This is a genomic window from Ideonella alba (assembly GCF_018069875.1).
Classification (GTDB): Bacteria; Pseudomonadota; Gammaproteobacteria; order Burkholderiales; family Burkholderiaceae_C; genus Ideonella; species Ideonella alba.
On the sequence record NZ_JAGQDF010000005.1, the window covers coordinates 187928 to 213976 of the forward strand.

Below are 26049 nucleotides of genomic sequence, written 5' to 3' on the forward strand. Positions count from 1 at the left end.
TCGAAACGCCGGTTCACGGTGGAGGGTCACATCACTGGGTGTCCGTTGGCGTTGTGACGCCCCTGGCGGGGCGTCGAAACGCCGATTCACCGTGGAGCGTTACATCAGAAGGTGTTCCCCGGCGTTTTCACCCCCGAGGATGACGTAGTTGACGCGGCGCAGATCACCCAGCTGGCGGCCGCCTGCGTAGCTGATGCTGCTTTGCAGGTCCTCGCGCATCTCGCGCAGCGTGTCGGCCAGTTGGCCCTTGACCGGCTCGAGGATGCGCTTGCCTTCAACGTGCTTGTATTCGCCCTTGTTGAAGTCCGAGGCCGAGCCGAAGTACTCCTTGTAGAGCTGGCCGTCGACCTCCACCGTCTTGCCGGGCGATTCCTCGTGGCCGGCGAACAGCGAGCCCACCATCACCATGCTGGCGCCGAAGCGCACGCTCTTGGCGATGTCGCCGTGGTGGCGGATGCCGCCATCGGCGATGATCGGCTTGGTGGCCACGCGGGCGCACCACTTCAGCGCCGAGAGTTGCCAGCCGCCGGTGCCGAAGCCGGTCTTCAGCCGCGTGATGCACACCTTGCCCGGGCCGATGCCCACCTTGGTGGCGTCGGCGCCCCAGTTCTCCAGGTCGATCACCGCCTCGGGCGTGCCCACATTGCCGGCGATGATGAAGGTCTTGGGCAGACGCTGCTTGATGTAATCGATCATCTGCCGCACGCTCTCGGCATGGCCGTGGGCGATGTCGATGGTGATGTAGTCGGCGCCCACGCCCTCGGCGGCCAGGCGGTCGACCATCTCGCGGTCGGCCTGCTTGACGCCGGCGCTGATCGACACGAACAGGCCCTTGTCGCGCATGGACCGGGCGTAGGCCACGTTGTCCAGGTCGAAGCGGTGCATCACGTAGAAGTAGCCGTTGGCGGCCAGGTATTCGGTGATGCGCTCGTCGACCACCGTCTTCATGTTGGCCGGGACCACCGGCAGCTTGAAGCGGCGGCCACCGAAGTCGATGCCGGTGTCGCATTCCGAGCGGCTTTCCACGCGGCATTGGCGCGGCAGCAGCAGGATGTTGTCGTAGTCAAAGATTTCCATCTCGAAGCTCCAGTGAAGGCGCCGACGCGTTGAAGGCAGTGCGTCGGCCAAGGGCTGCGAGCGCTTGACCTGGGGGCCGGTCACGTGGCCGCTGCAGTGCGTCCTCAGATCTGAGGCGAGCGGGCACAAAAAACCGGGCGCCAGAATTTGGGCCCGGTGGCCGATTCTAGAGGTGCCCGCGCATCCCTACAATCCGACGATGGTTTTTTCGGCATCTTCCGAGGCGTCTGCACGCCCCGACGCCCAGGGACTGCTGCGCGGTCTCAATCCCGAGCAGCTGGCCGCCGTGACGCTGCCCGACGAGCCGGCCCTGATCCTGGCCGGTGCGGGCTCGGGCAAGACGCGGGTGCTGACCACCCGCATCGCCTGGCTGCTGCAGACCGGGCGCGTCTCGCCCGGCGGCGTGATGGCCGTCACCTTCACCAACAAGGCGGCCAAGGAGATGCTCACCCGCCTGGGTGCGATGCTGCCGGTCAATGTGCGTGGCATGTGGATCGGCACCTTCCACGGCCTGTGCAACCGCTTCCTGCGCGCCCACTGGAAGGCCGCCGGCCTGCCGCAGAGCTTCCAGATCCTGGACAGCGGCGACCAGCTCAGCGCCGTCAAGCGCGTCATCAAGGCGATGCAGCTGGATGAAGAGCGCTTCGTGCCCAAGCAGGTCACCTGGTTCATCGCCGACGCGAAAGAGAACGGCCAGCGCCCCAAGGACGTGCCGGTGCGCGACGGCCAGACGCAGACGCTGGTGCAGGTCTACCAGGCCTATGAGGACCAGTGCCAGCGCGAGGGCGTGGTCGATTTCGCCGAGCTGATGCTGCGCACCTACGAGCTGCTGCGCGACGACGCGCTGCTGCGCGAGCACTACCGCCGGCGCTTCCGCCACATCCTGGTCGACGAGTTCCAGGACACCAACCGCCTGCAGTACGCCTGGCTGAAGATGTTCGCCGGCCCCGACACCGCGGTGCTGGCGGTGGGCGACGACGACCAGAGCATCTACGCCTTCCGCGGCGCCCAGGTCGGCAACATGGCCGACTTCGAGCGTGAGTTCCGCGTCGGCCACCTGATCAAGCTGGAAACCAACTACCGCTCCAGCGGCCACATCCTGGACGCCGCCAACGCGCTGATCGCCCACAACAGCCGCCGCCTGGGCAAGACCCTGCGCACCGAGGCCGGCCACGGCGAGCCGGTGCGGGTGCAGGAGAACGCCAGCGACTTCAACGAGGCCCAGTGGCTGCTCGAGGAGGCCCAGCAGCTGCACCGCCAGGGCCTGCCGCGGCGCGAGATCGCGGTGCTCTACCGCAGCAATGCGCAGAGCCGGGTGATCGAGTCGGCGCTGTTCAACGCCGGCATTCCGTACCGCGTCTACGGCGGCCTGCGCTTCTTCGAGCGCGCCGAGATCAAGCACGCACTGGCCTACCTGCGCCTGATCGAGAACTGCCACGACGACACCAGCTACCTGCGGGTGGTGAATTTCCCCACCCGCGGCATCGGCGCGCGCACGCTGGAGCAGTTGCAGGACGCCGCGCGCCAGAGCGGCCGCAGCCTGTGGCAGAGCGTGGGCGCGGTGGGCGGCAAGGGCGGCGCCAACCTGATCGCCTTCAATGCGCTGGTCGACAGCATGCGCAACGCCACGCTGGGCCTGACGCTGCGCGAGATCATCGAGCACATGCTGCAGCGCTCCGGCCTGGTCGACTTCTACCGCACCGAGAAGGAAGGCACCGACCGCATCGAGAACCTGGAGGAACTGGTCAACGCCGCCGAGGCCTTTGTCACCCAGGAAGGCTTCGGCAAGGATGCGGTGGCCCTGCCGGTGGATGAGCATGGTCCCGGCCAGATCGCTGCGCCCAGGCCCGGCGAGCCACCGGCGGTGGCGCCGGTGGACCTGACCCCCGACGCCGAGACCGGCGAGATCATGTCGCCGCTGGCCGCCTTCCTCACCCACGCGGCGCTCGAAGCCGGCGACAACCAGGCCCAGGCCGGGCAGGACGCGGTGCAGTTGATGACGGTGCACTCGGCCAAGGGCCTGGAATTCGACGCGGTGTTCATCACCGGTCTGGAGGAAGGCCTGTTCCCGCACGAGAACGCGATGTCGGATGCCGATGGTCTGGAAGAGGAACGTCGGCTGATGTACGTGGCCATCACGCGCGCCCGCCAGCGCCTGTACCTGAGCTTCAGCCAGACCCGCATGCTGCACGGGCAGACGCGCTACAACGTCAAGAGCCGCTTCCTGGATGAGCTGCCCGAGGACGGCCTGAAGTGGCTGACGCCGCGCAACCAGGGCTTCGGTTCGGGATTCGCGCGCGACTACCAGCAGGCCTGGCAGCGCGGCAGCGGCCTGGGCTCGATGGTCGGGGCTGGCCGCGCCGCGCCGGTGGCGCCACCGGCCCCGCTGCCGCGGGCGATGGCCGAGGCCCAGGCCAAGGCGGCCGGGCATGGGCTGCGGGTGGGGCAGGGGGTGTTCCACAGCAAGTTCGGCGAGGGGGTGATCGTCACCCTCGAGGGGGCGGGTGACGATGCCCGCGCCCAGGTGCGCTTCGGCCGGCACGGTCTGAAGTGGCTGGCGCTGAGCGTGGCCAAGCTGACGCCGATCGAATGACACGCTGGCGGGTCCTGCGCCGTGCCCTGCCGTTGGCGGCCGCCCTGGTCGCCGCTGGCGCCTGGGCGTCGCTGGACAGCGCCACCTTGCTGCGCTGGGAACAGCGCGCCTGGGCCGACCCCGAGCAGGTCGTGGCCGACCTGCAGCAGGCGCTGGAAGGCCTGCCCGCCGAGCGGCCCGAATGGCTGGAGGGCCAGCGCGTGCTGGCCGAGGCCTATCTGTGGCGCGGCGACATGCGTGCCACCGACCAGGTGATCACGCGCATCGACGCGGCGGCCGCCGCCGCCAGCGACCCCGGGCTGCTGCGCGATGCCGGCGCGCTGAGCACCTGCCTGCGCGCCGCCCGCCAGCGCAAGACCGGCACGCTGGGCCGTGCCGATGCCTTGCTGCAGCAGGCGGCGCCGGCCCTGGCGGCCTCGCCCACGCCGGGGCTGCGCCACAGCTGTGCCCATCTGCACGCGCTGGTGCTGCAGGGCCAGGGCCGCTACGACGAAGCCGCGCGCACGCTGCAGGTGGCGATTCGCGACGCCGACCAGAGCGGCGCCACCTGGCGGCGCAGTGAGCTGCGCACCACGCTGTCCGACGTGCTGTGGCGCGTCGGACAGCGCGATGCGGCGCGCACCATGCAGGAGCAGGCGCTGCAGCTGGCCCGCCAGCATGGCGACCAGCTGGCGCAGTCGCATGCGCTGACCGTCCAGGCGATGCAGCTGGGTGACCAGGGCCGCAGCGAAGACGAACTCCAGGCGATGGAGCAGGCGCTGGCGCTGGCCCGCGACGCCGAAGCCACCAGCGACGAGGCCCACTGCCTGGCCAACCTCAGCGACTACCACCTGCGCCACGACCAGGCCGCCAAGGCCCTGGCCGTGGCCGAGCGGGCGCTGCCCATGGCCCGGCGCACCCGCAACACCGTGGCCGAGGGCCTGGCCCAGGTCAATGCCGGCCTGGCGCTGATCGCGCTGCAGCGCAAGGAAGAGGGCGTGCGGCGCGTGCGTGCGTCGATCGAGTCCGACCTGCGGGCCGATGACATCGTCAGCGCCGCCGATTCCCTGGTCGAGCTGGGCCTGTACCTGGAACGTGCCGGCCACCTGGCCGATGCCTACGACGCGTTGCGCGAGCACCGCCAGCTGGCCGACGAGGTCGCGCGCCGCACCCGCCAGACCCAGCTGCTCGAGCTGCAGGAGGCCTTCGAGGCCGACCGACGCCGCGACGAGCGCGCGCGCCTGATCGCCGACAACCAGCTCAAGGAGGCGCAGTGGCGCGGGCGCGAGCTGAGCGACCGCTTCTGGCTGCTGATGACCGGCGCCGCCGGTGTGCTGGCCACGCTGGCGGCGCTGGTCTACCACCGCCTGCGCAGCACCCAGACGCTGCGGGCCGGCGCCCCTGCGCGGGCCCGCCTGGACAGTGCGATCGACCCGCTGACCGGCCTGGGCAACCGGCGCCTGATGCCTCCGCTGAACGAACCGGCCACGGGCCTGCTGTGCCTGATCGACCTGGACCATTTCAAGTCGATCAACGACCGTTTCGGCGCCGCGGCGGGCGACCAGGTGCTGGTCGAGGTGGCGCGGCGCCTGCGCGCCGCCACCCGTGAGCCGGACCTGGTGCTGCGCTGGGGGGGCGAGGAGTTCCTGGTGCTGGCGCCGCCCGGCCCTGACACCGACCCCGAAGGCCTGGTGACCCGGCTGCTGGGTGTGCTGGCAGGTGTGCCGATGACGGTGGGCGGCGAGTCCATCACCGTGACGGCGTCCATGGGTTTCCTGCGCCTGCCGCTGTCCGGCGGCGGGCCGGTGCTGGACGGCGCCCGCGCGATCACGCTGGCCGACGCCATGCTGCGCAGGGCCCGCCAGGGTGGTCGCAACCGGGCCTGCGGTCTGCTGGGGGCGCCGCCGGGTGTGTTCCGCGAGGGCGTACCGGACCTGGAAGCGCTGGACGAGGCCTGCGAGCGCGGTCTGCTGACCCTGCTGCACCTGACCGGTCCGTGGAAGGCCGCCGCATGAGGCCGCTGCACCGCGCCTGGACCCTGCGCCACGCCGGCGTGCTGGCCACGCTGTTGCTGGCGGGCCTGCCGACGAGGGCACAGCACGAGCCGCACTGGTCGGCCTGGGTGCAGGAAGGCTACGAGGCGCCTGAGCGTGTGCTGGCCCGCCTGGCCGCCCTGCGGCCTCCCGCCGGGGCCGACGATTGGCGGCGCCACTGGTGGCGCACCCGCGGCGTGGTGGCCGCGGCCGGACATGTCGAGGCTGCGGCCGACGAGGCCCTGGCCGAGCTGCGGGGCTGGAGCGGGCCGCAGGCCTCGCTGGCGCGCGCCGATGCGCGCCTGGTGGAAGCGGTGCGGGCCGAGCGCGAGGGCCGGGTGCAGGACGTCGAGGCCGCCGCCAGCGACGCCGAGCAGGCCTACGCCGCCGTCTGTGCGCCGGCGCAGCTGCCGGGCTGTGACCTGCCCACCTGGTGGCGTCTGCTGCGCCTGCGCGCCCTGCGGGCCGAGTCCCAGGGCCTGTGGATCGAGGCCCGCAGCCTGCAATTGCGGGCCGCCGAGGTGGCCGACCAGGCGGGCGATCTGTACCTGCAGGCCTGGTCGCTGGCCGCGGCGGCGGTGGCCTCGCAGCGTCTGGGCGAGTCGGACCTGGCGCGGGAGCAACTGGCCAGTGCACAGCGCCTGGCGGTGCGCGACGACCGCCCCGAAACCGGCGTACGCGTGCTGCTCAACCGGGCCCGCGTCGAGGAACGCCGGGGCGACCCGGCGGCGGCGCTGCGCGCCCTGGACCAGGCGCTGGACACGCTGCGATCGCACGAGATGCCGCGCCTGCGCGCACTGGTGCAGGCCAACCGGGCCGACCTGCTGGGCCGCAGCGGGCGCTCGCGCGAGGCGGTGGCCTCGATCGAGCAGGCCCTGCCGGTGGTGCGGCGCTTCGATGACCGGCGCCTGGATCCGCTGCTGCAGTTCAACCTGGGCCTGGCCCATCTGGCGCTGGGGCAGGTCAAGCCCGGACAGGCCGAACTGGGCGCGGCGGTGGCGCAGTGGGAGCGTCAGGGGGCGCAGGGCGCGCTGCGCGAGGCCCTGCGCCAGGGGGGCGACGCGCTGCATGCGGTGGGCGAGCATGCCCAGGCGCTGGCGTGGCTGCACCGTGAACGCCGCCTCACCGAGGCCCAGGACGACGCCAACCGCGACGCCGCGCTGCGCGAGCTGCGACAGCGGCGCGACCAGGAGGCCGAGCACCTCGACCTTGACCGGCTGCGCGCCGAGAACCTGCTGGCCACCGCCCGGCTGGAGAGCCAGCAGTGGCTGCGTCGGGTGCAGTGGCTGATCGGTGGCTCGCTGCTGGCGATGGCAGCGATGCTGGGTCTGCTGGTCGTGCGCCTGCGTGGCGGCCAGGGTCCTGAGCCGGGCGCGCGCCGGGCGCCCTGGTGGTCGCGCTGGACGCGGCGGCGCGATCCGCTGACGGGCCTGCCGCATCGCCGCCAGCTGCTGGCCCAGGCCCTGCAGCAGGCCCAGTCGCCCGCGGGCCTGCGCGGCAGCCTGGTGATGGTCGACATCGACCACTGGGCGCGACTGTCCGAGCGTCTCGGCGCTGCCGCGGCCCCGGCGGTGCTGGCCGGGATGGCCAGCCGGCTGCGCGACGCGGTGCGCGACGCCGACCGCCTGTGCCGATGGTCCGACTCCAGCTTTCTGGTGCTGCTGGACGAGACCGCCCCCGAGGCGCTGGACCAGCTGGCACAGCGGCTGCTGGCCGCCATCGGCGACACGCCGATCGCCCACGCCGGCGACCACCTGGCTGTCACCGCCTCGGTGGGGGTGGTGGCGTTCCCGCTCGAGGGCGAGCCGGCGCCGGTGGACTGGGAGCGCGCCCTGGCCCGGGTGGAGCTGGCGGTCTATGCGGCCCGCGCGGATGGCCGCGACCGGGCGGTGCGGCTGATCAAGCTGACCGCCCGCGGCGACGAGGAGCGGGCCCTGCTGAGCCATGAGTTCGCCCAGGCCCGTCAGCGCGGCCTGGTCCACTGGATCGGCCTGGAGCGTCAGTCGGGCGAGACGGCGGCGAAACTGTCGACGAAGCTGGCGTAGAGCGAGGCGTAGAAGGCGGTCGACAGCAGCAGCCAGGCGGGCAGGGTCAGGATGCCCAGCGCCGGCACCGCCAGCTGCACCAGCATCAGGCCCAGGCCGGCCGCCATCCAGCACAGGTTGTAGACCACGAACGCGCCCAGCGAGCGCCACAGCGCCAGCACGTTGGAGAACAGCGCCTGCGCCACGCCCTGATCGGCCCACAGCACCAGCGGCGGGGCGTGCCAGTACAGCATCGACAGCAGGCTGCCGCTGACCACGCGGAACAGCAGGCCGTCCCGCACCGCGGGGTCGTTGGCCAGGTTCTCCCACTCGGCGCTGCCGGTGTCGCCCTTGGCCGTCAGCTCCAGCCAGCGGTCGAACTGGCCGCCATCGATCAGGCCGGCCAGCCACAACAGCAGGGTCAGCGCCACCGCGTAGCTCAGGCACAGCTGGAACAGACGACGCCGCTGCAGCGCCGGTCCGCTGCGCCAGGGCGCCACCAGCACCGCCACCCGCACCGGCACGCCGCGGCGGGTGCCGGCGGCGGCCATCACGAAGGCCAGGCTCAGCAGTGGCATCGACATCATCAGCAGCGGCCCGCCGACCAGCGGCACGACACTGATCAGCAACACCGCCAGCATGAAGGTCGCGAACAGGCCGGCGTAGGCCAGCGGCTGGCGCAGCAGCTCCTGGAAGCCGGCCTTGAACCAGCGCAGGCCGGCCGAGGCCGGTTGGGACGTCAGGGACAGTCGCATCGGATGATCAGGGGTGCCAGGGTTGGTCCACCGCATGGCGCAGCACGCGCTCGAAGTGGGCCGGGTCCTTCGGGGTCAGCAACTGCGCGTCACGCGGGCGGTGCCAGTCGTCCAGGCGCGACAGCCAGAAACGCAGCGCAGCGGCGCGGCGCAGGGCGGGCAGCAGGCGCTGCTCGGCGCCCTGCAGCGGGCGCACCGCCTGGTAGGCCTGCAGCAGGGCCTGGGCGCGGGGTTCGTCGAGCGCGCCGCTGTCCAGGTCGATGCACCAGTCGTTCAGCACCACCGCCAGGTCGTAGATGAAGTGGTCGTGGCCGGCGAAGTAGAAGTCGAAGACGCCGGACAGCTGTTCCTGGCCCGGCGCGCCATCGAACAAGGCGTTGTCGCGGAACAGGTCGGCATGCACCGCGCCCTGGGGCAGGGCGGCCAGCGCCGGCGCATCGGCCAGCGTCTGCTGGAAGGCCAGTTCGGCGCGCAGCAACTCGGCCGGTGCCCCCTGGAGCCAGGCCTGGGCATGCTGGCCGGCGTCGGCGCGCCAGGCCGGACCACGCAGGTTGGGCTGGTGCATCGCAAAGTCGGCCACGGCCAGGTGCATCCGGGCCAGCACCGAGCCCAGCAGGGCCACGTGGTGGATGTCCGGCGCGTCCACCGGTGCACCGGGCAGCCGCTCCACCAGCGCCGCCGGCTTGCCCGCCAGCGTGTGCACCAGACCACCGCTGGCGTCGGGCCGCGGCGCCGGCACCGGCAGGCCGTGGGCCGCCAGGTGGGCCATCAGGCGCAGGTAGTAGGGCAGTTGCTCGGCGGCCAGGCGCTCGAAGACGGTCAGCACCCATTCGCCCTCGGCAGTGCTGACGAAGTAGTTGGTGTTCTCGATGCCGCTGGCCACCGGGACCAGGGCCTGCTGCGGCCCCAGGCCCAGATGGGCCAGCAGCGCGTCGGCCTGATCGGGAGAGACTTGGGTGTAGACCGCCATGGACGAGGAGGGCGCGCGGCTCGGGCCGGCGCCGGCAGGAATTCAGAAGCTGAGCGAGAACCAGATGCGCTGGCCGGCCTTGGGGTCCTGGGCCGGGTCGCGGCCGGGTTCGGGCGGCGTGATCTCGTAAGGGCCCAGGCCCTTGATCTTGGGTTGCACCGTCAGGCGGCGGGTCTGGCCGCGGACGCGCAACTCCTCGATGCGCACCTGGTCGTCCTCGGTGACCCGCTGGATCACCTGCGGCTCGCCAGGCAGGGGCGTGCCGGCCACAGGGTCGGCATGGGCAGGCAGGGCCAGCAGCCCGCAGCCCAGGAGAAGAAGACGGCGCATCGCCCGATTGTAGGCAGGCTGGCCGCCCGGGTCTGCGGGCGGGCGAGAATCGCCCCATGAACGACGCCCCCTCCCACGCCCCGATCCTGCTGCTGGTCGACGGCTCCAGCTACCTGTACCGGGCCTACCACGCGATGCCCGACCTGCGCGGCCCCGAGGGCGTGCCCACCGGCGCCATCCACGGCGTGGTCAACATGATGACCTGGCTGCGCGAGCACGTCGGCGCCGAGCATGCGGTGTGCGTCTTCGACGCCAAGGGTCCGACCTTTCGCGACGAGTGGTATCCCGAGTACAAGGCCCACCGCCCGCCGATGCCGGACGACCTGCGCGCCCAGATCGAGCCGATCCACGAGGTGGTGCGCCTGCTGGGCTGGCCGGTGCTGGAGGTGCCGGGCATCGAGGCCGACGACGCGATCGGCACGCTGGCCCGCTTTGGCGAGGCCAGCGGCCACCGTGTGGTGATCTCCACCGGCGACAAGGACCTGGCCCAGCTGGTGACGCCGGCGGTGTCGCTGATCAACACCATGGACAAGCCGCCCAGCGTGTCGGACGAGGCCGGCGTGCTGGCCAAGTTCGGCGTGCCGCCCTCGCTGATCATCGACTACCTGACGCTGATCGGCGACGCGGTGGACAACGTGCCTGGCGTGGACAAGGTGGGCCCGAAGACCGCGGTCAAGTGGCTGCAGGAGCATGGCTCGCTGGACGGCATCGTCGCCGCGGCCGAATCCATCAAGGGTGTGGCTGGTGACAACCTGCGCAAGGCGCTGGACTGGCTGCCGCTGGGCCGGCGGCTGATCACCGTGAAGACCGACTGCGACCTGTCGGCCCAGATCCCCGGCTGGCCGGCGCTGGAGCCGCTGGCGCTGCGGGCGCCGGACCTGGACGGCCTGGTCGGCTTCTACACCCGCTTCGGCTTCAAGACCGCGCTGCGCGCGCTGGAGCAGCAGCTGGGCCGCACGACCTCGGCGGCGCCAGCCGCCGCCGCACCCGACCTGTTCGACAGCGCCCCCGCGCCCGCGGTGGACTTGCCGCGGGACTACCAGACCGTGCACACGCTGGAGCAACTGGACGACTGGATCGCCCGCCTGCGGGCCGCGCCGATCAGTGCGCTCGACACCGAGACCGACTCGCTCGATCCGATGCGCGCGCGCATCGTGGGCATCAGCTTTGCCGTCGAGCCCGGCCGCGCCGCCTACGTGCCCACCGGCCACGACTACCCCGGCGCCCCGGACCAGTTGCCGCTGGCCGAGGTGCTGGCGCGCCTGCGGCCCTGGCTGGAGGATGCCGGCGCCGCCAAGCTGGGCCAGAACGTCAAGTACGACCTGCATGTGTTTGCCAACCACGGCATCGCGGTGCGCGGCTACACCCACGACACCCTGCTGCAGAGCTATGTGCTCGAGGCCCACCTGCGCCACAACCTGGAGGAGCTGGCGCAGCGCCACCTGGGCCGCCAGGGCCTGAGCTACGAGGCGCTGTGCGGCAAGGGCGCCAACCAGATCCCGTTCTCGCAGGTCGACATCGAGCGCGCCAGCACCTACAGCGGCGAGGACAGCGAGATGTGCGTGCAGCTGCACCAGGTGCTGTGGCCGCAGATCGAGGCCGAGCCGGGCCTGCGCCGCGTCTATGCCGACATCGAGATGCCGGCGATGGCCATCCTGCAGCGCATCGAACGCCACGGCGTGCTGATCGACCCGGCGCGCCTGGCCGCGCAGAGCCAGCAGCTGGCCGAGCGCATGGTGGCGCTGGAGCAGCAGGCCTACGAGGCGGCCGGCCAGCCCTTCAACATGGCCAGCCCCAAGCAGATCGGCGAGATCCTGTTCGGCAAGCTGGGCCTGCCGGTCAAGAAGAAGACCGCCAGCGGCGCCCCCAGCACCGACGAGGAGGTGCTGCAGGAACTGGCCGCCGACTTTCCGCTGCCGGCGCTGCTGCTGGAGCACCGCAGCCTGGCCAAGCTCAAGGGCACCTACACCGACAAGCTGCCGCTGATGGTCAATCCCGACACCGGGCGCGTGCACACCAACTACGCGCAGGCAGTGGCCATCACCGGCCGCCTGGCCAGCAACGACCCCAACCTGCAGAACATCCCGATCCGCACGGCCGAGGGCCGGCGCGTGCGCGAGGCCTTCATCGCGCCGCCGGGCCATGTGCTGATGAGCGCCGACTACTCGCAGATCGAGCTGCGCATCATGGCCCACATCAGCGGCGACCCGGGCCTGACGCGCGCCTTCGCCGAAGGCCAGGACGTGCACCGCGCCACCGCCGCCGAGGTCTTCGGCATCCCGCTGGCCGAGGTGTCCTCCGAGCAGCGCCGCTATGCCAAGACCATCAACTTCGGCCTGATCTACGGCATGGGTGCCTTCGGTCTGGCGCAAAGCCTGGGCATCGACCAGAAGGCGGCGAAGAACTACATCGACCGCTACTTCGAGCGCTTCGCCGGCGTGCGCGACTACATGGAAGCCACCCGCGCCAGCGCGCGCGAGAAGGGCTACGTGGAAACGCTGTTCGGCCGGCGCATCGTGCTGCCCGAGATCCGCGGCGGCAACGGCCCGCGCAAGGCCGGCGCCGAGCGCCAGGCGATCAACGCGCCGATGCAGGGCACGGCGGCCGACCTGATCAAGCTGGCGATGATCGCGGTGCAGCGTGCACTGGACGACGAGGGCCGCGCCACCCGCATGGTGATGCAGGTGCACGATGAACTGGTGCTGGAGGTGCCCGAGGCCGAGATGGCCTGGGCGCGCGAGGCGATCCCCCGGCTGATGGCCGGAGCTGCCGAGCTCAGCGTCCCGCTGCTGGCCGAAGTGGGCCAGGGCGCCAATTGGGACGAGGCGCATTGACTGGGGTGCCCGGCTGCGGGGTCCCACGGCCACGCGCCGGGTCGGTGCTCAGGCGGTCTCGCGCTCGCGCAGCGCCGCAATGTCGCGCGCCGGCGGCGCGCCGAAGCGCCGCGCGTATTCGCGGCTGAACTGCGACGGGCTCTCGTAGCCCACGCGGTACGCGGCCGCTGCGGCGTCCAGGCGGTCGGAGAGCATCAGCCGGCGCGCCTCGGACAGGCGCAAGGCCTTCTGGTACTGCAGCGGGCTCATCGCCGTGAGCGCCTTGAAGCGCTGGTGGAAGACCGATGCGCCCATGCCTGCCGCGCGCGCCAGCTCGTCCACCCGCAGCGGCTGGTCGAAGCGCTGGTTCAGCAGCGCCACCGCGCGGGCGACCTGCTGGCTGGGGCTGCCGGCGGTGGCCATCTGGCGCAGCCGGGCGCCGGCCTCGCCGGTCAGCAGGCGGTAGTGGATCTCGCGCCGCACCAGCGGCGCCAGAGCCGGAATGTCCCCCGGCTGGTCCAGCAGCGCCAGCAGGCGGTCGAAGGCATCGAGCAGCGCCGGCGTGACGGCGCCGGTGCCCAGCGCGCGGTCGTCGTCGGCGCGACCGCCGCCGCTGCCGGGCGGCACCTCCAGCATCAGCGACGCGATCTCGCGCGGGTCCAGCCGCAGCGCCAGGGCCAGGTAGGGCCGCTCGGGGCTGGCCTCCAGCAGCGCGGCGGTGACCGGCAGGTCCATCGACGCGATCAGATAGCGCTCTGGGCCGTAGTCCAGCAGCGTGCCGCCCAGTGTCAGGCGCTTGCGCCCCTGCACGATCAGCGCCACGCAGGGCTCGTAGGCGCCGCAGTGGTTGCTGTAGGGCTGTTCGTTGCGGATCAGCCGCAGGTCCGGCAGCGCTGCAGCGGCCTGCATGCCCCCATTGGGCGCATGGGTCAATAGGCGGTGGCGCAGGCGGGACAGCGGGTCGACAGGCAACATGGTCGGTGCATGCTAACCAGGTCTTGCCCAGCGGTCCGCCGCGCACGCAGTTTTGGGCAAGCTTCGCGCAGCATCAGGCTACCGCCACCCGGCCCCCTGCCGGGACACTGGCCCCTTCAAGAACCGGGAGACCCCTCGATGGCTTCACTGAACGTCAACGGACGCGAGCACACGCTCGACGTCGACCCGTCCACGCCGGTGCTGTGGGCACTGCGCGACGAGCTGGGCCTGACCGGCACCAAGTTCGGCTGCGGCGCCGCGCAGTGCGGCGCCTGCACGGTGCACCTCAACGGCCAGGCCACGCGGTCCTGCGTGACGCCGGTGGGCGCGGTGCAGGGCCAGCGCATCACCACCATCGAGGCGGTGACCGGCGGCGACGACCGAGTCGGCCGCGCGGTGCTGGACGCCTGGGTGCGCCACGACGTGGCCCAGTGCGGCTACTGCCAGAGCGGGCAGGTGATGGCCGCCAGTGCCTTCCTGGCGACGCTGCCGCGCGGGAAGCAGCCCACGCCGGCCGAGATCGATGCCGCGATGAGCGGCAACATCTGCCGCTGCGGCACCTATGAACGCATCCGCGCCGCGGTGGCCGACGCCGCCCGCGCGCTGGCCTGAAGGGAGACACCGCATGCACTTCGACCTCACCGCCGAGATGCCCCGCGCCCTGCAGCACCTGCTGGCGCGCGATGCCACCGAGCCTGCCGAACTCCCCCGCCGCCAGTTCCTGAAGCTGGGCGTGGTCGGAGGCTTCGGCCTGGGCCTGTTTCCGCTGGGCGCCGCGGCGCAGGCCACGCCGGCCGCCGGCCTGAAGCCCCAGCAGCAACCTGCGGCATTCGTCATGATCGGCGCCGACGGAACGGTCACGATCACCGTCAACCGCCTGGAGTTTGGCCAGGGCATCAATACCGCGCTGCCGATGCTGCTGGCCGAGGAGCTGGACGCCGACTGGTCGCGCGTGCGCAGCCAGCTGGGCACCAACGACGGCGCCTACGCCGACCCGCTGTTCGGCCTGCATCTGACCGGCGGCTCCAATTCCATCAAAAACAGCTTCATGCAGTACCGCGAACTGGGTGCGCGCACCCGCGCGATGCTGCTGCAGGCCGCCGCCACGCGCTGGAGCGTGGATGTGGCCAGCCTGCGCACCGAGGCCGGCACGGTCCTGGGCCCGGCCGGCCAGAAGGCCGGCTACGGCGAGCTGGCCGCCGCCGCGATGGCCCTGCCCGTGCCCGAGAAGGTGGTGTTGAAGGACCCGGCGCAGTTCCGCCTGGTGGGCCGACCCACGCCGCGCCTGGACGCGCGCGCCAAGAGCAGCGGTCGCCAGTCCTTCGGCCTGGACGTGAAGCGCCCGGGCCAACTGGTCGCGGTGGTGGCTCGGCCCCCGGTCTTCGGTGCGAAGCCGCGCTCGGTGGACGACAGCGCCGCCAAGGCGGTCAAGGGCGTGCAGGCCGTGCTGCGCGTGCCGCTGGACCGCGGCGCCGAGGGCGTGGTGGTGATCGCCCGCAGCACCTGGCCGGCGATCCAGGGGCGCCAGGCCCTGAAGATCGAGTGGGACACCGCGGGTGTCGAGAAGGTCGACAGCGCCAGGCAGCTGGCCGACTACCGCGCGCTGGCCCGCCAGCCCGGACCGAAGCACTTCGACGCCGACATGACGCCGCTGGCCAACGCGCCCCGGCGCATCGAGGCCGAGTTCAGCTTCCCCTACCTGGCCCATGCGCCGATGGAGCCGCTGAACTGCACGGTCGAGCTGCGCGACGACGGTGCCACCGTGTGGGCGGGATCGCAGATGCCCGGCCTGGACGGCATGGCGGCGGCGCGCGTGCTGGGCCTGAAACCCGAGCAGGTGGCGCTGCAGGTGCAGATGGCGGGGGGCGGCTTCGGCCGCCGCGCGATCCCCACCAGCGACTACCTGGTCGAGGCCTGCGGGATCGCCAAGGCGGCCCGGGCGGCGGGCCTGAAGGCGCCGATCCAGACTGTCTGGACGCGCGAGGACGACCTGCGCGGCGGCTACTACCGCCCGATGCACCTGCACCGCGCCGAGATCGGCTTTGACGCCCAGGGCCGCGTGCTGGCCTGGGACCATGTGATCGTCGGCCAGTCCATCGTCTCGGGCAGTCCCTTCGAGGCCATGATGGTCAAGAACGGCATCGACAACACCGCGGTCGAAGGCATGCGCGAACCCTACGCCTTGCCGATGCGCCTGACCGTGCACCATCCTAAACAGAACGTGCCGGTGCTGTGGTGGCGCAGCGTGGGCAGCACCCACACCGCCTTCGTGATGGAGACGCTGCTCGACCAGATCGCCCGCGAGACGAACCAGGACCCGGTCGCCTACCGGCTGGCCCTGATGGGCGACAAGCACCCGCGCCACCGCGCGGCGCTGGAGCTGGCCGTGGCGCGCAGCGGCTACGGCAAGACGCCGCTGCCCGCCGGTCGCGCCTGGGGCGTGGCGCTGCACGAGTCCTTCAATTCGGTGGTGGCCTATGTGGTCGAGGCCTCGCTGCAGGGTGGCCGGCCGACGCTGCACCGGGTCACCGCGGGCGTGCACTGCAACCTGGCGGTCAACCCGCGCACGGTGGAAGCCCAGGTCCAGGGTGCGGCGCTGATGGGCCTGGGCATGTGCCTGCCTGGCGCGGCGATCACCTTGAAGGACGGCGTGGTGGAGCAGCAGAACTTCGGCGACTACACCGTGGCCCGGATGAGCGACATGCCCAGCTTCTCGGTGCACATCGTGCCCAGCGCCGACGCGCCCACCGGCATGGGCGAGCCGGGCCTGCCGCCGCTGGCACCGGCCTTTGCCAATGCCGTGGCACGTCTGACCGGCAAGCCGATCCGCCGATTGCCCTTTGATGCGGCCTGAGCCCGGGTCTGGCGTGTGACAGCTGGCCGGCGGTCTGCCGGCCAGCTGTCACGGGAGCGTCACGCGGTCTTCATACACTGCCCGGCATGACCCGTCCGGACCATGCCGTGCCCCTGCTCGACCGCGAGCGCTCCCTGCTGGAGTTCAACCGCCGCGTGCTGGCCCAGGCGCGCCGCCCGGACGTGCCGCTGCTTGAGCGGCTGCGCTACATCACCATCGTCTCGTCCAACCTGGACGAGTTCTTCGAGGTGCGCTTTGCCGACGTGGTCGAGGCCGCGCGCAGCGGCACCAGCGCACCGGGCAGCCTGGCCAGTGTGGCGGCCGAGGCCCATGCGCTGATCGACGAGCAGTACGCGCTGTTCAACGACGAGGTGATGCCGGCGCTGGCCGCCCAGGGCCTGCGCATCGTCAACCATGCCGAGCGTGACCCGGCCCAGCGGCGCTGGGTCGAGCGCTTCTTCGAACGCGAGGTGCGACCGCTGCTGATGCCGGTGGTGCTGGACCCGGCGCATCCGTTTCCGCTGGTGGCCAACAAGTCGCTGAACTTCATCGTCCAGCTCTCGGGCCAGGATGCCTTCGGGCGCGAGAACGCGATCGCCATCGTCAAGGTGCCACGCGTGCTGCCGCGGGTGATCCGCCTGCCGGCGGAGGTGTGCGCACCGGGCCAGCAGGTCTTCGTGATGCTGACCAGCGTGATGCGGGCGCACCTGGAGGCGCTGTTCCCGGGGCGCACGGTGGAGGCCTTCTCGCAGTTCCGAGTCACCCGCGACTCCGACCTGGATGTCGACGAGGAGGACGTGGCCAACCTGCGCCAGGCCCTGCGCTCGGGTTTGAGCACCCGCCATTACGGCGAGGCAATCCGGCTGGAGGTGGTCAACACCTGCCCCGAGGCGCTGTGGCGCCTGCTGCTGGAGCAGTTCGATCTGCCCGATGCCGCCGTCTACCGCGTCAACGGTCCCGTCAACCTGGTGCGCCTGAACCAGCTGATCGACCAGGCCGACGATCCCGGTGGCCTGCGATTTCCGGGTTTCGAGCCACGTTGGCCCGAGCACGGCTGGCCGCGCGGCGAATCGGTGTTCAACCTGCTGCAGCAGCGCGACCTGCTGCTGCACCACCCCTTCGAGAGCTTCGAGCCGGTCGTCGAGTTCCTGCGCCAGGCGGTGCACGACCCCGAGGTGCTGGCGATCCGCCAGACGATCTACCGCACCGGCGACAAGTCGGTGCTGGGCGACCTGCTGGTCGAGGCGGCGCGGCGCGGCAAGGAAGTCACGGCGGTGGTCGAGTTGAAGGCCCGCTTCGATGAAGAGGCCAACATCAACTGGGCCGAGCGCCTGGAGGCCGTGGGCGCCCAGGTGGTGTACGGCGTGGTCGGTCTGAAGACCCACGCCAAGCTGCTGCTGGTGACGCGCCGCGAGACCGACCGCCGCGGTCGCACCCGCCTGCGCGACTACCTGCACCTGTCGACCGGCAACTACAACCCCAAGACCGCGCGCTTCTACACCGACCTGGGCATGCTGACCGCTGACCCGGCGCTGTGCGCCGACGCCGAGGGGGTGTTCCAGCAGATCGCCAGCCAGGCCCGGGTGCGCCCCCCGCGTCAGCTGCTGACGGCCCCCTTCGTGATGCAGGATCGCCTGCTGGGTTGCCTGCGCCGCGTGGCCGATGCTGCCCGCGCCGGCCGGCCCGCCCGCGTGGTGCTCAAGTGCAATGCGCTGACCGACCTGCCGCTGATCGATGCGCTGGTGCGCGCCGCCCAGGCCGGCGCCGAGATCGATCTGGTGGTGCGCGGCGCCTGCATGCTGCCGCCCGGGCTGCCCGGCTGGACCGAGCGGGTGCGGGTGCGCTCGATCGTCGGCCGCTTCCTGGAACATTCACGGATCATCTACCTGCGCTGGGGCGATGCCCCCGACGAGGAGCAGCTGTGGCTGTCCAGCGCCGACTGGATGAACCGCAACATGACCCGCCGCGTGGAAGTGGCCTGGCCGGTGCGCGATCCGGCGCTGCGCCAGCGCGTGATCGACGAGGCCCTGGTGCCCTACCTGCACGATGCGCGGGATGCCTGGCAGCTGCGTTCCGACGGCCGCTATGAGCGGGTCGGCACCGACGGGCCGGGCGCGCAGACCGCTCTGCTGCGCCGCTACGGGGGCTGAATGGACCTGATCCTGTGGCGCCATGCCGAGGCCGAGGAACTGGCCCCCGGCATCGACGACCCGCACCGCGGCCTGACCCCCCGCGGCCTGAAGCAGGCGCGGCGGGCCGCCGAGTGGCTGAACCGGTTCCTGCCAGCCGGCACCCGTGTGCTGAGCAGCCCGGCGCTGCGCTGCCAGCAGACGGCCGCCGCGCTGGAGCGGCGGGTCAAGCTGGTCGAGGCCTTGTCGCCCGAGGGCAGTGTCGAGGGCCTGCTGGCCGCGGCGCGCTGGCCCGAGGCCCGCGAGCCGGTGCTGGTGGTCGGCCATCAACCGACGCTGGGGCTGGTGGCGGCCTACCTGATGACCGGCGCGCGCCTGGGCGCCGACGCCGGCACGCTGCGGCCCTGGGCGGTCAAGAAGGGCAGCGTCTGGTGGCTGCGCCATCGCCCGCGGGAGGAGCGGGGCGAGGTGGTGCTGGTCGCGGTGCGCACGGCCGAAATGATGTGAGCCGGCACTGACCTACATGGCGCACTAAACAGGTGCGAAAGCGCACTGTAGGTGGGCGCATTCGCGCGGCCGTGGTGCGCATCCATGCGCCGCGGCGCGGTGCAACGGGTGCCTGAGTGCACCAACGCGGGCACATCGATTGCTTTCCTGGTGCGGTTTTCGCGCGGCCGTGGTGCGCCGCCCCCACCGGAGAGTCACGATGGATCAGGTCAAGCAGGGCACCGACGCCCTGTTCATTTTGCTCGGCGCCATCATGGTGCTGGCCATGCACGCAGGCTTCGCCTTCCTGGAGCTGGGCACGGTGCGCAAGAAGAACCAGGTCAATGCCCTGGTCAAGATCCTGGTCGACTTTGCCGTCTCGACCATCGCCTACTTCTTTGTGGGCTACACCGTCGCCTATGGCGTCGACTTCTTCAGTGGTGCCGAGACGCTGGCCCAGAAGAACGGCTACGAGCTGGTCAAGTTCTTCTTCCTGCTGACCTTTGCCGCGGCGATTCCGGCCATCGTCTCGGGGGGCATCGCGGAGCGGGCCCGCTTCCAGCCGCAGCTGCTGGCCACGGCGCTGCTGGTGGGCTTCATCTACCCGCTGTTCGAGGGGGTGGTCTGGGGCGGCAAGTTCGAGCTGCAGGCCTGGCTCAAGGGCGTGGCCGGTGCCGAGTTCCATGACTTCGCCGGCTCGGTGGTGGTGCACGCGGTGGGCGGCTGGATCGGCCTGGCCGCGGTGCTGCTGCTGGGCGCGCGGCAGAACCGCTACCGCAAGGACGGCGCGATGAGCGCGCATCCGCCGTCGAGCATTCCCTTCCTGGCGCTGGGCGCCTGGATCCTGGCGGTGGGCTGGTTCGGCTTCAACGTGATGAGCGCGCAGACGATCGACAAGATCTCGGGCCTGGTGGCGGTGAATTCGCTGATGGCCATGGTCGGCGGCACGCTGGTGGCGGTGGTGATGGGCAAGAACGACCCCGGCTTCGCCTACAACGGCCCGCTGGCCGGCCTGGTGGCGGTGTGCGCCGGATCCGACCTGATGCATCCGGCCGGCGCGCTGGTGGTGGGCGGCGTGGCCGGGGCGATCTTCGTCTCGCTGTTCACGCTGACGCAGAACCGCTGGAAGATCGACGACGTGCTGGGCGTCTGGCCGCTGCATGGCCTGTGCGGCGCCTGGGGCGGCATCGCCTGCGGCATCTTCGGTCAGACCGCGCTGGGCGGACTGGGGGGCGTCACGCTCGGCGCGCAGCTGATCGGCACGCTGGCTGGTGTGGCCTGGGCCTTTGCCGGCGGTCTGGTGGTCTATGGCGTGATCAAGGCGGTGCTGGGCCTGCGCCTGAGCCAGGAGGAAGAGTACGAGGGCGCGGATCTGTCGATCCACCGCATCGGCGCCACGCCCGATCGCGAAGTCAGCTGGTGAGTTCGGCGGCCTCGAGGGCCTGAACCGCCGGGGTCTGCGCCGCCCCACAGACGGGCAGCCACACCGAGAAATGGCTGCCCACGCCGGCCTGGCTGCGCAGGTCGATGCGGCCGCCATGGTGCTGCACGATCTCCTGCACGATCGACAGGCCCAGCCCGGCACCGAGCAGATGGCCGGACGGGTCGGCGCGGTAGAAGCGCTCGAAGGCGCGCTGCTGCTGCTCGGCCGTCATGCCAATGCCCTGGTCGCTGACCGTGGCCACCGCCCAGTCCTGGCCGTCCAGGTGCTCGTGGTGCAGCTGCAGCTGCACCGGTGCGGGTGCGATGGAGTACTTCAGGCCATTGGCCAGCAGGTTCACCAGCGCCTGGCGCAGCCGCGAGGCGTCGCCCATGACCCACAGCGCCTGCTCGCCGCAGGCGCACTGGAGCCGCTGGTCCTCGTCGGGCGACTGCGCCGATTCGATGGCCTCGCTGGCGATCTCCCGCAGGTCACAGGGCTGGCGCTGGAAGTCGGCGTCGCCGCGGGCATCCAGGCGCGCCAGGTCCAGCAGCTCGTCGACCAGGTGCTTGAGCACGCCCGCCTGGCGGTGCACGACGCTGCAGACCTGCTGCCGGCGCTCCTCGCTGAGCCGGCCGCTGGCCAGCAGTTCGGAGAAGCCGTAGACGCTGGCCAGCGGGGTGCGCAGCTCGTGCGCAGCGGTGGTCAGGAACTCGCTTTTCAGGCGCTCCACCGCGGTCTCGTGGGTGATGTCGCGGAAGTAGTAGACCCGCTGACTGCGGTCCTCGCGCGAGGTGCGCAGCAGGGTGCGCAGCGGCGGCCCGGCCAGCTCGATGCGGGCGTCGCCGTCCAGCAGCGGCGGCATCGGGCGCTCGTCGCTGGCCAGTCCGGCCAGCCATTCGTCGGTGGCGGCCTCGCTCAGGCCCAGCAGTTCCTGCGGCCGCAGGCCGAACAGTTCGCTGAAGGCCGGATTGGTGAAGACCAGGCGCAGCTGCCCGTCGGTGTCGCGCTCGAACACCAGGACGGCGTCGGGCGACAGGCCACTGACCGCGTCCAGCCAGCGGGTGCGCGCGGCCACCTCGTCGCCGCGGTCGGCGGTGGACCGCTCGGCATGCCAGCGCAGGCTGGATTGCCGCCACAGCAGCAGGGCCAGCAGGCCCGCGGCCGGCAGGGCCAGATGATCGGACAGGCCGGCAGCCAGCACCAGGCCGATCACGGCCGCAGCGGTCAGCCAGGGCCGCCCCAGCCCGCGCGCCAGCGCGCCGTCCGGTGCACCGACGACTCTTGGCGTGCGACGACGGCGGTGGTGTTCGATGACTTCCACGCAATGCTTCCCGCAGTTCGGTGGGCCGGTGGTGTCAGAGGCTGCGCCGCACGACCTGCAGCAACTGGCGCGGGCTGAACGGCTTGACCAGGTAGTCGTCGGCACCGGCGCGCAACCCGGCCTGGCGGTCGGCGGCACCACTGCGCGCCGACAGCATCACGATGCGGGTGCGCTTGTGCGCCGCATCGCCCTTGAGCTTCTGGCACACGCCGATGCCGTCGATCGAGCCCGGCATCATCACGTCCAGCAGCAGCAGGTCGGGCTGCAGCTGGCGGGTCATCTGCAGCGCGGACTCGCCATCCTCGGCCTCGTGGATTTCGAAGTCGCTGGCTTCCAGGCTCATGCGGATCAGTTCGCGGATGTCGGGCTGGTCCTCGACGATCAGGATGCGCTTCATGGGTGGGGTCCTCAATGCAGGCGTTGGCCGTGTCTGTCATTCACCCGGGCGTGGCGCGTACCCGCCACCAGGGTGCCTGAGCGGACTCTAGGGCGCTTGCGGCACGCCGAAGCCCGCATATACGGCCCCACAGCGGTGCATATCGCCAGACGCTGGGTCGCGGGATCCCCGTAAGCTGCCCCCCATTCCTCAACCCTGACCCAGCCGCGCCCGTCGCGGCGGCTGGACCTGTTCCGAGATGCCAAGCTCCAACGCTTCCTTCCTGCCCGGCCTCGCCGTCCTGGCCTTGCTGGCGCTGCTGGGCGTTCATGCCACGCCCGGCGACGCGGTCTGGCTGGGTCCCATGGTCGGTGTCGCCCTGGGCATCGTGTGGTGGGCCTGGCGCCGCTGGCGTCGCCTGGACACGGTGGCGGTCGGCATGGCGCAGGTGCTGATGGCCGTGGCCTGGCAGGCGCTGGGCCCCGACATGGCCCAGGGCGCGCTGGTGTCGATGCTGGCGCTGAGCCTGCTGCCGCCGCTGCGCAGCCTGCCACTGCTGGTGGCGGCCACCGTGGCGCTGGTGGCCACGCCGCTGCTGCTCTCGCTCAGCGGCCTGGTTGCGATGCCGCTGCAGCCCTTGCCGCTGCTGCTGGTGCTGGTGCAGGGGGCGCTGCTGTCGACCCGTACCTTGCACCTGGGCCGCCAGTTCGCCGAGAACGCCGATGTCACCTTCCTGGTCCGGGCGATGGGCCAGCAGGGGCCGATCCGCCTGAACCTCAGCGCGGTGCGCGCCGAGTCGACGCTGGGCAAGCGCCTGCGGGACCTGCAGGACCGCATGGCCGGCGCGCTGCGCGAGGCCCGGACCGCGTCGTCCGAGGTGCAATCGGCCTCGGCCGAACTGGCCCAGGAATCCCACCAGCTGACGGCGCGCACTGAGCGCGGCGCGGCCGGGCTGCGCGACGCCGTCATGACGCTCGAGCAGATCAGCGTGATCGTCAAGAGCAGCGCCGATGCCGCGATGGAAGCGCGCAGCACCGCCGAGCATGCCTCCAAGCAGGCCGAACACGGTGCCGAGCTGTTCGGGCGCGTGGTCCACACGATGCGCGACATCGACGCCTCCTCGCGCGAGATCGCCGAGATCATCAGCGTCATCGATGGCATCGCCTTCCAGACCAACATCCTGGCCCTGAATGCCGCGGTCGAAGCGGCGCGTGCGGGCGAGCAGGGCCGCGGATTCGCGGTGGTGGCGGCCGAGGTGCGCTCGCTGGCGCTGCGCTCGGCGTCCAGCGCATCGCAGATCAAAGGACTGATCCAGCGCTCCAACGAGACGGTGCGCCAGGGCTCGGACCTGGTCGATGCCGCGGGAACGGCGATGGGCGAGATCGTGCGCTCGGTGCGCAACGTGGGCGAGGTTTTCGCCACGCTGTCGGCCGACACCAGCGAGCACGCCGGCAGCATCGAGACGGTCACGGGCGCAGTGCGCGAGGTGGACGAGCTGACGCGCGACAACGCCGCGATGGCCGCTTCGCTGGGGCGCATCGCCGGCGCGCTGCACAACCGCGGTCAGCAGCTCGAATCGGTGCTGGGCGCCTTCCGGCTGGGCGATGGCGACGCGCCGCCGTCGACGGCACCGGTCTCGGCAGGGGCACCGATGGCCTCGGCACCGGCGGCGAACCTGTCGCCATCCGCGGCCTCGTCCGCACCGGCCGCCGACGCCACCGCCGACGCCGTCGAGTACTTCTGAGCGCCGCTGCTGGCGCGACCCGCTCAGTGGCCGCTCTGGCGCAGACGCCGGTAGAGCGTGTTGCGGCTCACGCCCAGACGGCGCGCCGCTTCCGACACATTGCCCCGGGCCAGGGCCATCGCCGCCTCGACCTGCTGGCGCTCCAGTTCGCGCAGCGTGCCTTCGGCCGCCGCAGCGCCTGGCGCTGAGGCCGTGCGTTCGCGCAGCTGGCGCAGGTCCTCGGCCAGATCGTCGGGCAGATGCTCCCAGCCGATCTCGTCCTCGCGCTCGTCCATCAGGGCGCAGGCGGTGCGCAGCGCATTCGCCAGCTGGCGCAGGTTGCCGGGCCAGGCGTAGCGGGCCGCCAGCGTGGCCAGCTCGGGTGAGAGCACGGTGGCCAGGCCGGGACGGATCTCGCCCAGCAGGCGCCGCACCAACTCGGCCAGGTCCTGGCGGTCGCGCAGTGCTGGCAATTGCAAGGCCAGGCCATTGATGCGGTAGTACAGGTCCTCGCGGAAGCGGCCGGCCTTCATGTCCTCGCGCAGCGGCCGGTGGGTCGCACACATCAGCTGGATGTTCACCGGAACCGGTTTGCCGCCACCCAGCGGTGTCACCTGGCGCTCCTGCAGCACGCGCAGCAGGCGGCCCTGCATCGCCAGCGGCATGTCGCCGATCTCGTCCAGGAAGAGCGTGCCGCCATCGGCTTCGCGGATGCGGCCGGGAGCGCCGTCACGGTGGGCGCCGGTGAAGGCGCCGGGGCGGTAGCCGAACAGCTCGGCCTCGATCAGGGTGTCGGGCAAGGCCGCGCAGTTCACCGCCACGAAGGCCTGCTCGCGCCGCGGGCCGCTGGCATGCACGGCCCGGGCAAAGACCTCCTTGCCGACGCCCGATTCGCCCAGCAGCAGCAGCGCGATCGGCTTGCCCTGCACGCGCCGCGCACGTTCCAGCGCCGCGCGCAGCGCGCTGTCGCCGGTGTCCAGCGCGGCCAGGGCATCGGCCGCCGGGGGCAGCGCGGGTGCCGGCACGGGCGTGCGCAGCGAGGCCACGGTCTGCCGATCGGCTTCGGCGATCCACCACAGGCTGCGGCCATCGCGGGTCTGCGTGGCCTGTGGCTGGCGCAGGCCGCGGTGGGCGCTGGCCAGCAGCTGCAGCGTGTCCAGCGCCAGCAGGTCGGGCAGGCGACGGGCGGCCACATCGGCCCAGCCCAGGCCCAGCAGCTTCAGCGCGGTGTCGTTGGCGCCGACCAGCCAGCCGTCTTCGCTGAGTGCCAGCAGGCCCTCGGTCAGCGAGCCCAGGCCGTCGCGCTGGGCGTGCAGGCGCAGGCGCAGGCCCTGGCCGTGGCGCGACTGGAAGAGCCCGTGCTCGATCATGCGCACCGCCGAGCGCACCAGGCCCAGTGTGTGGCGGTGAAAACCGCGGTGGTCGCCCGACAGGTCCAGGGCGCCCAGCACCCGGCCGGTGGGGTCGTGGATCGGCGCGGCGGCGCAGGTCAGGAAGCCGTTGCGCTCCAGGTAGTGTTCGCCGGCATGCACCGACACCGGCTGCGCCTCCTGCAGCGCCGTACCGATCGCGTTGGTGCCGCGCCAGCGCTCGTGCCAGTTGGCGCCGGGGCGCAGCGCCACGCGCTCGGCGCGGTCGATGAAGTGGTCGTCGCCCAGCGCGTGCAGCAGCATGCCCTGGGCGTCGGCCAGGATGACCATGCTGTCGGTGTCGCGGGTCTGCTCGTGCAGGAACTCCATCACCGGGCGGGCGTGCGACAGCAGGTCGCGCTGCAGCTCCAGGGCCCGCGCCAGCTGGGCCGCAGAGGCGTGCGGCGTGCCGGGCGTGCGGCCGTCCGGCTGCAGGCCGGCGCTGGCGCAGCGCTGCCAGCTGCGCGCCAGCAGGGGTCCCAGCAGTTCGGTCGAAACCTCGCCGGAGTTGTTCAGCTGCCTTCGGGCCTCGCGCACATCGGCAGGGGGCAGGACGGGGGTGAGGGCGTGGTGCATGGTTCAGCCAAGGAACAGTCGCATCGACCTATGCAAACTCGTGCATGAGGGTGATCACCAGGGTTGGCGGCGGGGGGGGGCCCATCTGGAGACGGTTTGTGCAGGATCTGCGGGGTCATCTGCGTCGTGTCGGAACAGGTGCGCCGGTGATCAGCCGGTGCTGCACAACGCGGTGCAGATTCCGGGCCCGCTTTGGACGGCGA

The 26049-nt window shown here is 71.7% G+C and carries 18 protein-coding genes; 10 read left to right on the plus strand and 8 right to left on the minus strand.

All coding sequences use genetic code 11. The annotated features are described in order from the left end of the window. Positions 1-99 precede the first annotated feature (99 nt). Positions 100-1077 (minus strand): GMP reductase, encoded by a 978-nt coding sequence (locus KAK07_RS10445; protein ID WP_210854435.1) that lies wholly within the window; start codon positions 1075-1077, stop codon positions 100-102. A 199-nt stretch (positions 1078-1276) separates the two neighbouring features. On the opposite strand from KAK07_RS10445, the gene KAK07_RS10450 reads away from it, so the two are divergent. From KAK07_RS10450 to KAK07_RS10460, 3 genes are read left to right on the plus strand one after another with little or no spacing between them, the layout of a single operon-like run. Beyond that, a complete protein-coding gene (locus tag KAK07_RS10450; protein WP_210854436.1) occupies positions 1277-3670 on the plus strand; it encodes a UvrD-helicase domain-containing protein in 2394 nt (797 codons plus the stop codon). Beyond that, positions 3667-5664, plus strand: a complete 1998-nt coding sequence (locus tag KAK07_RS25740) for a diguanylate cyclase (RefSeq protein ID WP_210854437.1) — start codon at positions 3667-3669, stop codon at positions 5662-5664. Before KAK07_RS10450 ends, KAK07_RS25740 begins: the two co-directional genes overlap by 4 nt. Continuing rightward, complete coding sequence (locus KAK07_RS10460) at positions 5661-7727, plus strand: GGDEF domain-containing protein (protein ID WP_210854438.1); 2067 nt, start codon at positions 5661-5663, stop codon at positions 7725-7727. The genes KAK07_RS25740 and KAK07_RS10460 overlap by 4 nt, the downstream gene beginning before the upstream one ends. Here the strand turns inward: KAK07_RS10460 and KAK07_RS10465 are convergent. The 3 genes from KAK07_RS10465 to KAK07_RS10475 are packed head-to-tail and all read right to left on the minus strand — an operon-like array spanning position 7682 to position 9761. Then, positions 7682-8461 carry a BPSS1780 family membrane protein gene (locus KAK07_RS10465; protein WP_210860624.1) on the minus strand — a complete coding sequence of 260 codons (780 nt, stop codon included), beginning with the start codon at positions 8459-8461 and terminating at the stop codon, positions 7682-7684. The two genes, KAK07_RS10460 and KAK07_RS10465, sit on opposite strands and share 46 nt — an antisense overlap. Before the next feature lie 7 nt (positions 8462-8468). Then, the gene (locus tag KAK07_RS10470; RefSeq protein ID WP_210860626.1) at positions 8469-9431 is read right to left on the minus strand and encodes a homoserine kinase; all 963 of its coding nucleotides are present in this window, start codon (positions 9429-9431) and stop codon (positions 8469-8471) included. Positions 9432-9473: 42 nt separating this feature from the next. Next, on the minus strand, positions 9474-9761 hold the full coding sequence (locus tag KAK07_RS10475) for a hypothetical protein (RefSeq protein WP_210854441.1): 288 nt from the start codon (positions 9759-9761) through the stop codon (positions 9474-9476). Positions 9762-9817: 56 nt separating this feature from the next. Here KAK07_RS10475 and polA point away from each other — a divergent pair, with 56 nt between their 5' ends. Continuing rightward, on the plus strand, positions 9818-12595 hold the full coding sequence (gene polA / locus KAK07_RS10480; RefSeq protein WP_210860636.1) for a DNA polymerase I: 2778 nt from the start codon (positions 9818-9820) through the stop codon (positions 12593-12595). Between the two features lie 48 nt (positions 12596-12643). Here the strand turns inward: polA and KAK07_RS10485 are convergent, their stop codons facing one another. Further along, a complete protein-coding gene (locus KAK07_RS10485) occupies positions 12644-13549 on the minus strand; it encodes an AraC family transcriptional regulator (protein WP_210860638.1) in 906 nt (301 codons plus the stop codon). A 138-nt stretch (positions 13550-13687) separates the two neighbouring features. Here KAK07_RS10485 and KAK07_RS10490 point away from each other — a divergent pair, with 138 nt between their 5' ends. The 5 genes from KAK07_RS10490 (at position 13688) to KAK07_RS10510 (ending at position 20441) form a co-directional block, all read left to right on the plus strand. Then, the gene (locus KAK07_RS10490; protein ID WP_210854444.1) at positions 13688-14161 is read left to right on the plus strand and encodes a (2Fe-2S)-binding protein; all 474 of its coding nucleotides are present in this window, start codon (positions 13688-13690) and stop codon (positions 14159-14161) included. Between the two features lie 13 nt (positions 14162-14174). Continuing rightward, positions 14175-16403, plus strand: a complete 2229-nt coding sequence (locus KAK07_RS10495) for a xanthine dehydrogenase family protein molybdopterin-binding subunit (protein WP_210854445.1) — start codon at positions 14175-14177, stop codon at positions 16401-16403. 86 nt (positions 16404-16489) lie between these two features. Next, the gene (gene ppk1 / locus KAK07_RS10500; protein WP_210854446.1) at positions 16490-18553 is read left to right on the plus strand and encodes a polyphosphate kinase 1; all 2064 of its coding nucleotides are present in this window, start codon (positions 16490-16492) and stop codon (positions 18551-18553) included. Next, on the plus strand, positions 18554-19039 hold the full coding sequence (locus KAK07_RS10505; protein WP_210854447.1) for a SixA phosphatase family protein: 486 nt from the start codon (positions 18554-18556) through the stop codon (positions 19037-19039). It abuts the gene before it with no gap. 199 nt (positions 19040-19238) lie between these two features. Then, positions 19239-20441: an ammonium transporter gene (locus KAK07_RS10510; RefSeq protein WP_210854448.1), complete on the plus strand. Its 1203-nt coding sequence runs from the start codon at positions 19239-19241 to the stop codon at positions 20439-20441. Here KAK07_RS10510 and KAK07_RS10515 read toward each other — a convergent pair. Together KAK07_RS10515 and KAK07_RS10520 are read right to left on the minus strand one after the other, a co-directional pair. Further along, positions 20431-21762 carry a sensor histidine kinase gene (locus tag KAK07_RS10515; RefSeq protein ID WP_210854449.1) on the minus strand — a complete coding sequence of 444 codons (1332 nt, stop codon included), beginning with the start codon at positions 21760-21762 and terminating at the stop codon, positions 20431-20433. The two genes, KAK07_RS10510 and KAK07_RS10515, sit on opposite strands and share 11 nt — an antisense overlap. Before the next feature lie 34 nt (positions 21763-21796). Further along, on the minus strand, positions 21797-22159 hold the full coding sequence (locus KAK07_RS10520; RefSeq protein ID WP_210854450.1) for a response regulator transcription factor: 363 nt from the start codon (positions 22157-22159) through the stop codon (positions 21797-21799). Between the two features lie 238 nt (positions 22160-22397). Between KAK07_RS10520 and KAK07_RS25745 the strand changes: the two genes are divergently transcribed. Next, positions 22398-23882, plus strand: a complete 1485-nt coding sequence (locus tag KAK07_RS25745; protein WP_210854451.1) for a methyl-accepting chemotaxis protein — start codon at positions 22398-22400, stop codon at positions 23880-23882. 23 nt (positions 23883-23905) lie between these two features. On the opposite strand, the gene KAK07_RS10530 is transcribed toward KAK07_RS25745, so the two are convergent. Beyond that, complete coding sequence (locus KAK07_RS10530; RefSeq protein ID WP_210854452.1) at positions 23906-25846, minus strand: sigma-54-dependent Fis family transcriptional regulator; 1941 nt, start codon at positions 25844-25846, stop codon at positions 23906-23908. Between the last annotated feature and the right edge of the window lie 203 nt (positions 25847-26049).

Excerpts from the sequence above, each read along its gene's own strand:
- KAK07_RS10445 (WP_210854435.1), bottom strand. The coding sequence starts at position 1,077 with ATGGAAATCTTTGACTACGACAACATCCTGCTGCTGCCGCGCCAATGC.
- KAK07_RS10450 (WP_210854436.1), top strand. The coding sequence starts at position 1,277 with ATGGTTTTTTCGGCATCTTCCGAGGCGTCTGCACGCCCCGACGCCCAG.
- KAK07_RS25740 (WP_210854437.1), top strand. The coding sequence starts at position 3,667 with ATGACACGCTGGCGGGTCCTGCGCCGTGCCCTGCCGTTGGCGGCCGCC.
- KAK07_RS10460 (WP_210854438.1), top strand. The coding sequence starts at position 5,661 with ATGAGGCCGCTGCACCGCGCCTGGACCCTGCGCCACGCCGGCGTGCTG.
- KAK07_RS10465 (WP_210860624.1), bottom strand. The coding sequence starts at position 8,461 with ATGCGACTGTCCCTGACGTCCCAACCGGCCTCGGCCGGCCTGCGCTGG.
- KAK07_RS10470 (WP_210860626.1), bottom strand. The coding sequence starts at position 9,431 with ATGGCGGTCTACACCCAAGTCTCTCCCGATCAGGCCGACGCGCTGCTG.
- KAK07_RS10475 (WP_210854441.1), bottom strand. The coding sequence starts at position 9,761 with ATGCGCCGTCTTCTTCTCCTGGGCTGCGGGCTGCTGGCCCTGCCTGCC.
- polA (WP_210860636.1), top strand. The coding sequence starts at position 9,818 with ATGAACGACGCCCCCTCCCACGCCCCGATCCTGCTGCTGGTCGACGGC.
- KAK07_RS10485 (WP_210860638.1), bottom strand. The coding sequence starts at position 13,549 with ATGTTGCCTGTCGACCCGCTGTCCCGCCTGCGCCACCGCCTATTGACC.
- KAK07_RS10490 (WP_210854444.1), top strand. The coding sequence starts at position 13,688 with ATGGCTTCACTGAACGTCAACGGACGCGAGCACACGCTCGACGTCGAC.
- KAK07_RS10495 (WP_210854445.1), top strand. The coding sequence starts at position 14,175 with ATGCACTTCGACCTCACCGCCGAGATGCCCCGCGCCCTGCAGCACCTG.
- ppk1 (WP_210854446.1), top strand. The coding sequence starts at position 16,490 with ATGACCCGTCCGGACCATGCCGTGCCCCTGCTCGACCGCGAGCGCTCC.
- KAK07_RS10505 (WP_210854447.1), top strand. The coding sequence starts at position 18,554 with ATGGACCTGATCCTGTGGCGCCATGCCGAGGCCGAGGAACTGGCCCCC.
- KAK07_RS10510 (WP_210854448.1), top strand. The coding sequence starts at position 19,239 with ATGGATCAGGTCAAGCAGGGCACCGACGCCCTGTTCATTTTGCTCGGC.
- KAK07_RS10520 (WP_210854450.1), bottom strand. The coding sequence starts at position 22,159 with ATGAAGCGCATCCTGATCGTCGAGGACCAGCCCGACATCCGCGAACTG.
- KAK07_RS25745 (WP_210854451.1), top strand. The coding sequence starts at position 22,398 with ATGCCAAGCTCCAACGCTTCCTTCCTGCCCGGCCTCGCCGTCCTGGCC.
- KAK07_RS10530 (WP_210854452.1), bottom strand. The coding sequence starts at position 25,846 with ATGCACCACGCCCTCACCCCCGTCCTGCCCCCTGCCGATGTGCGCGAG.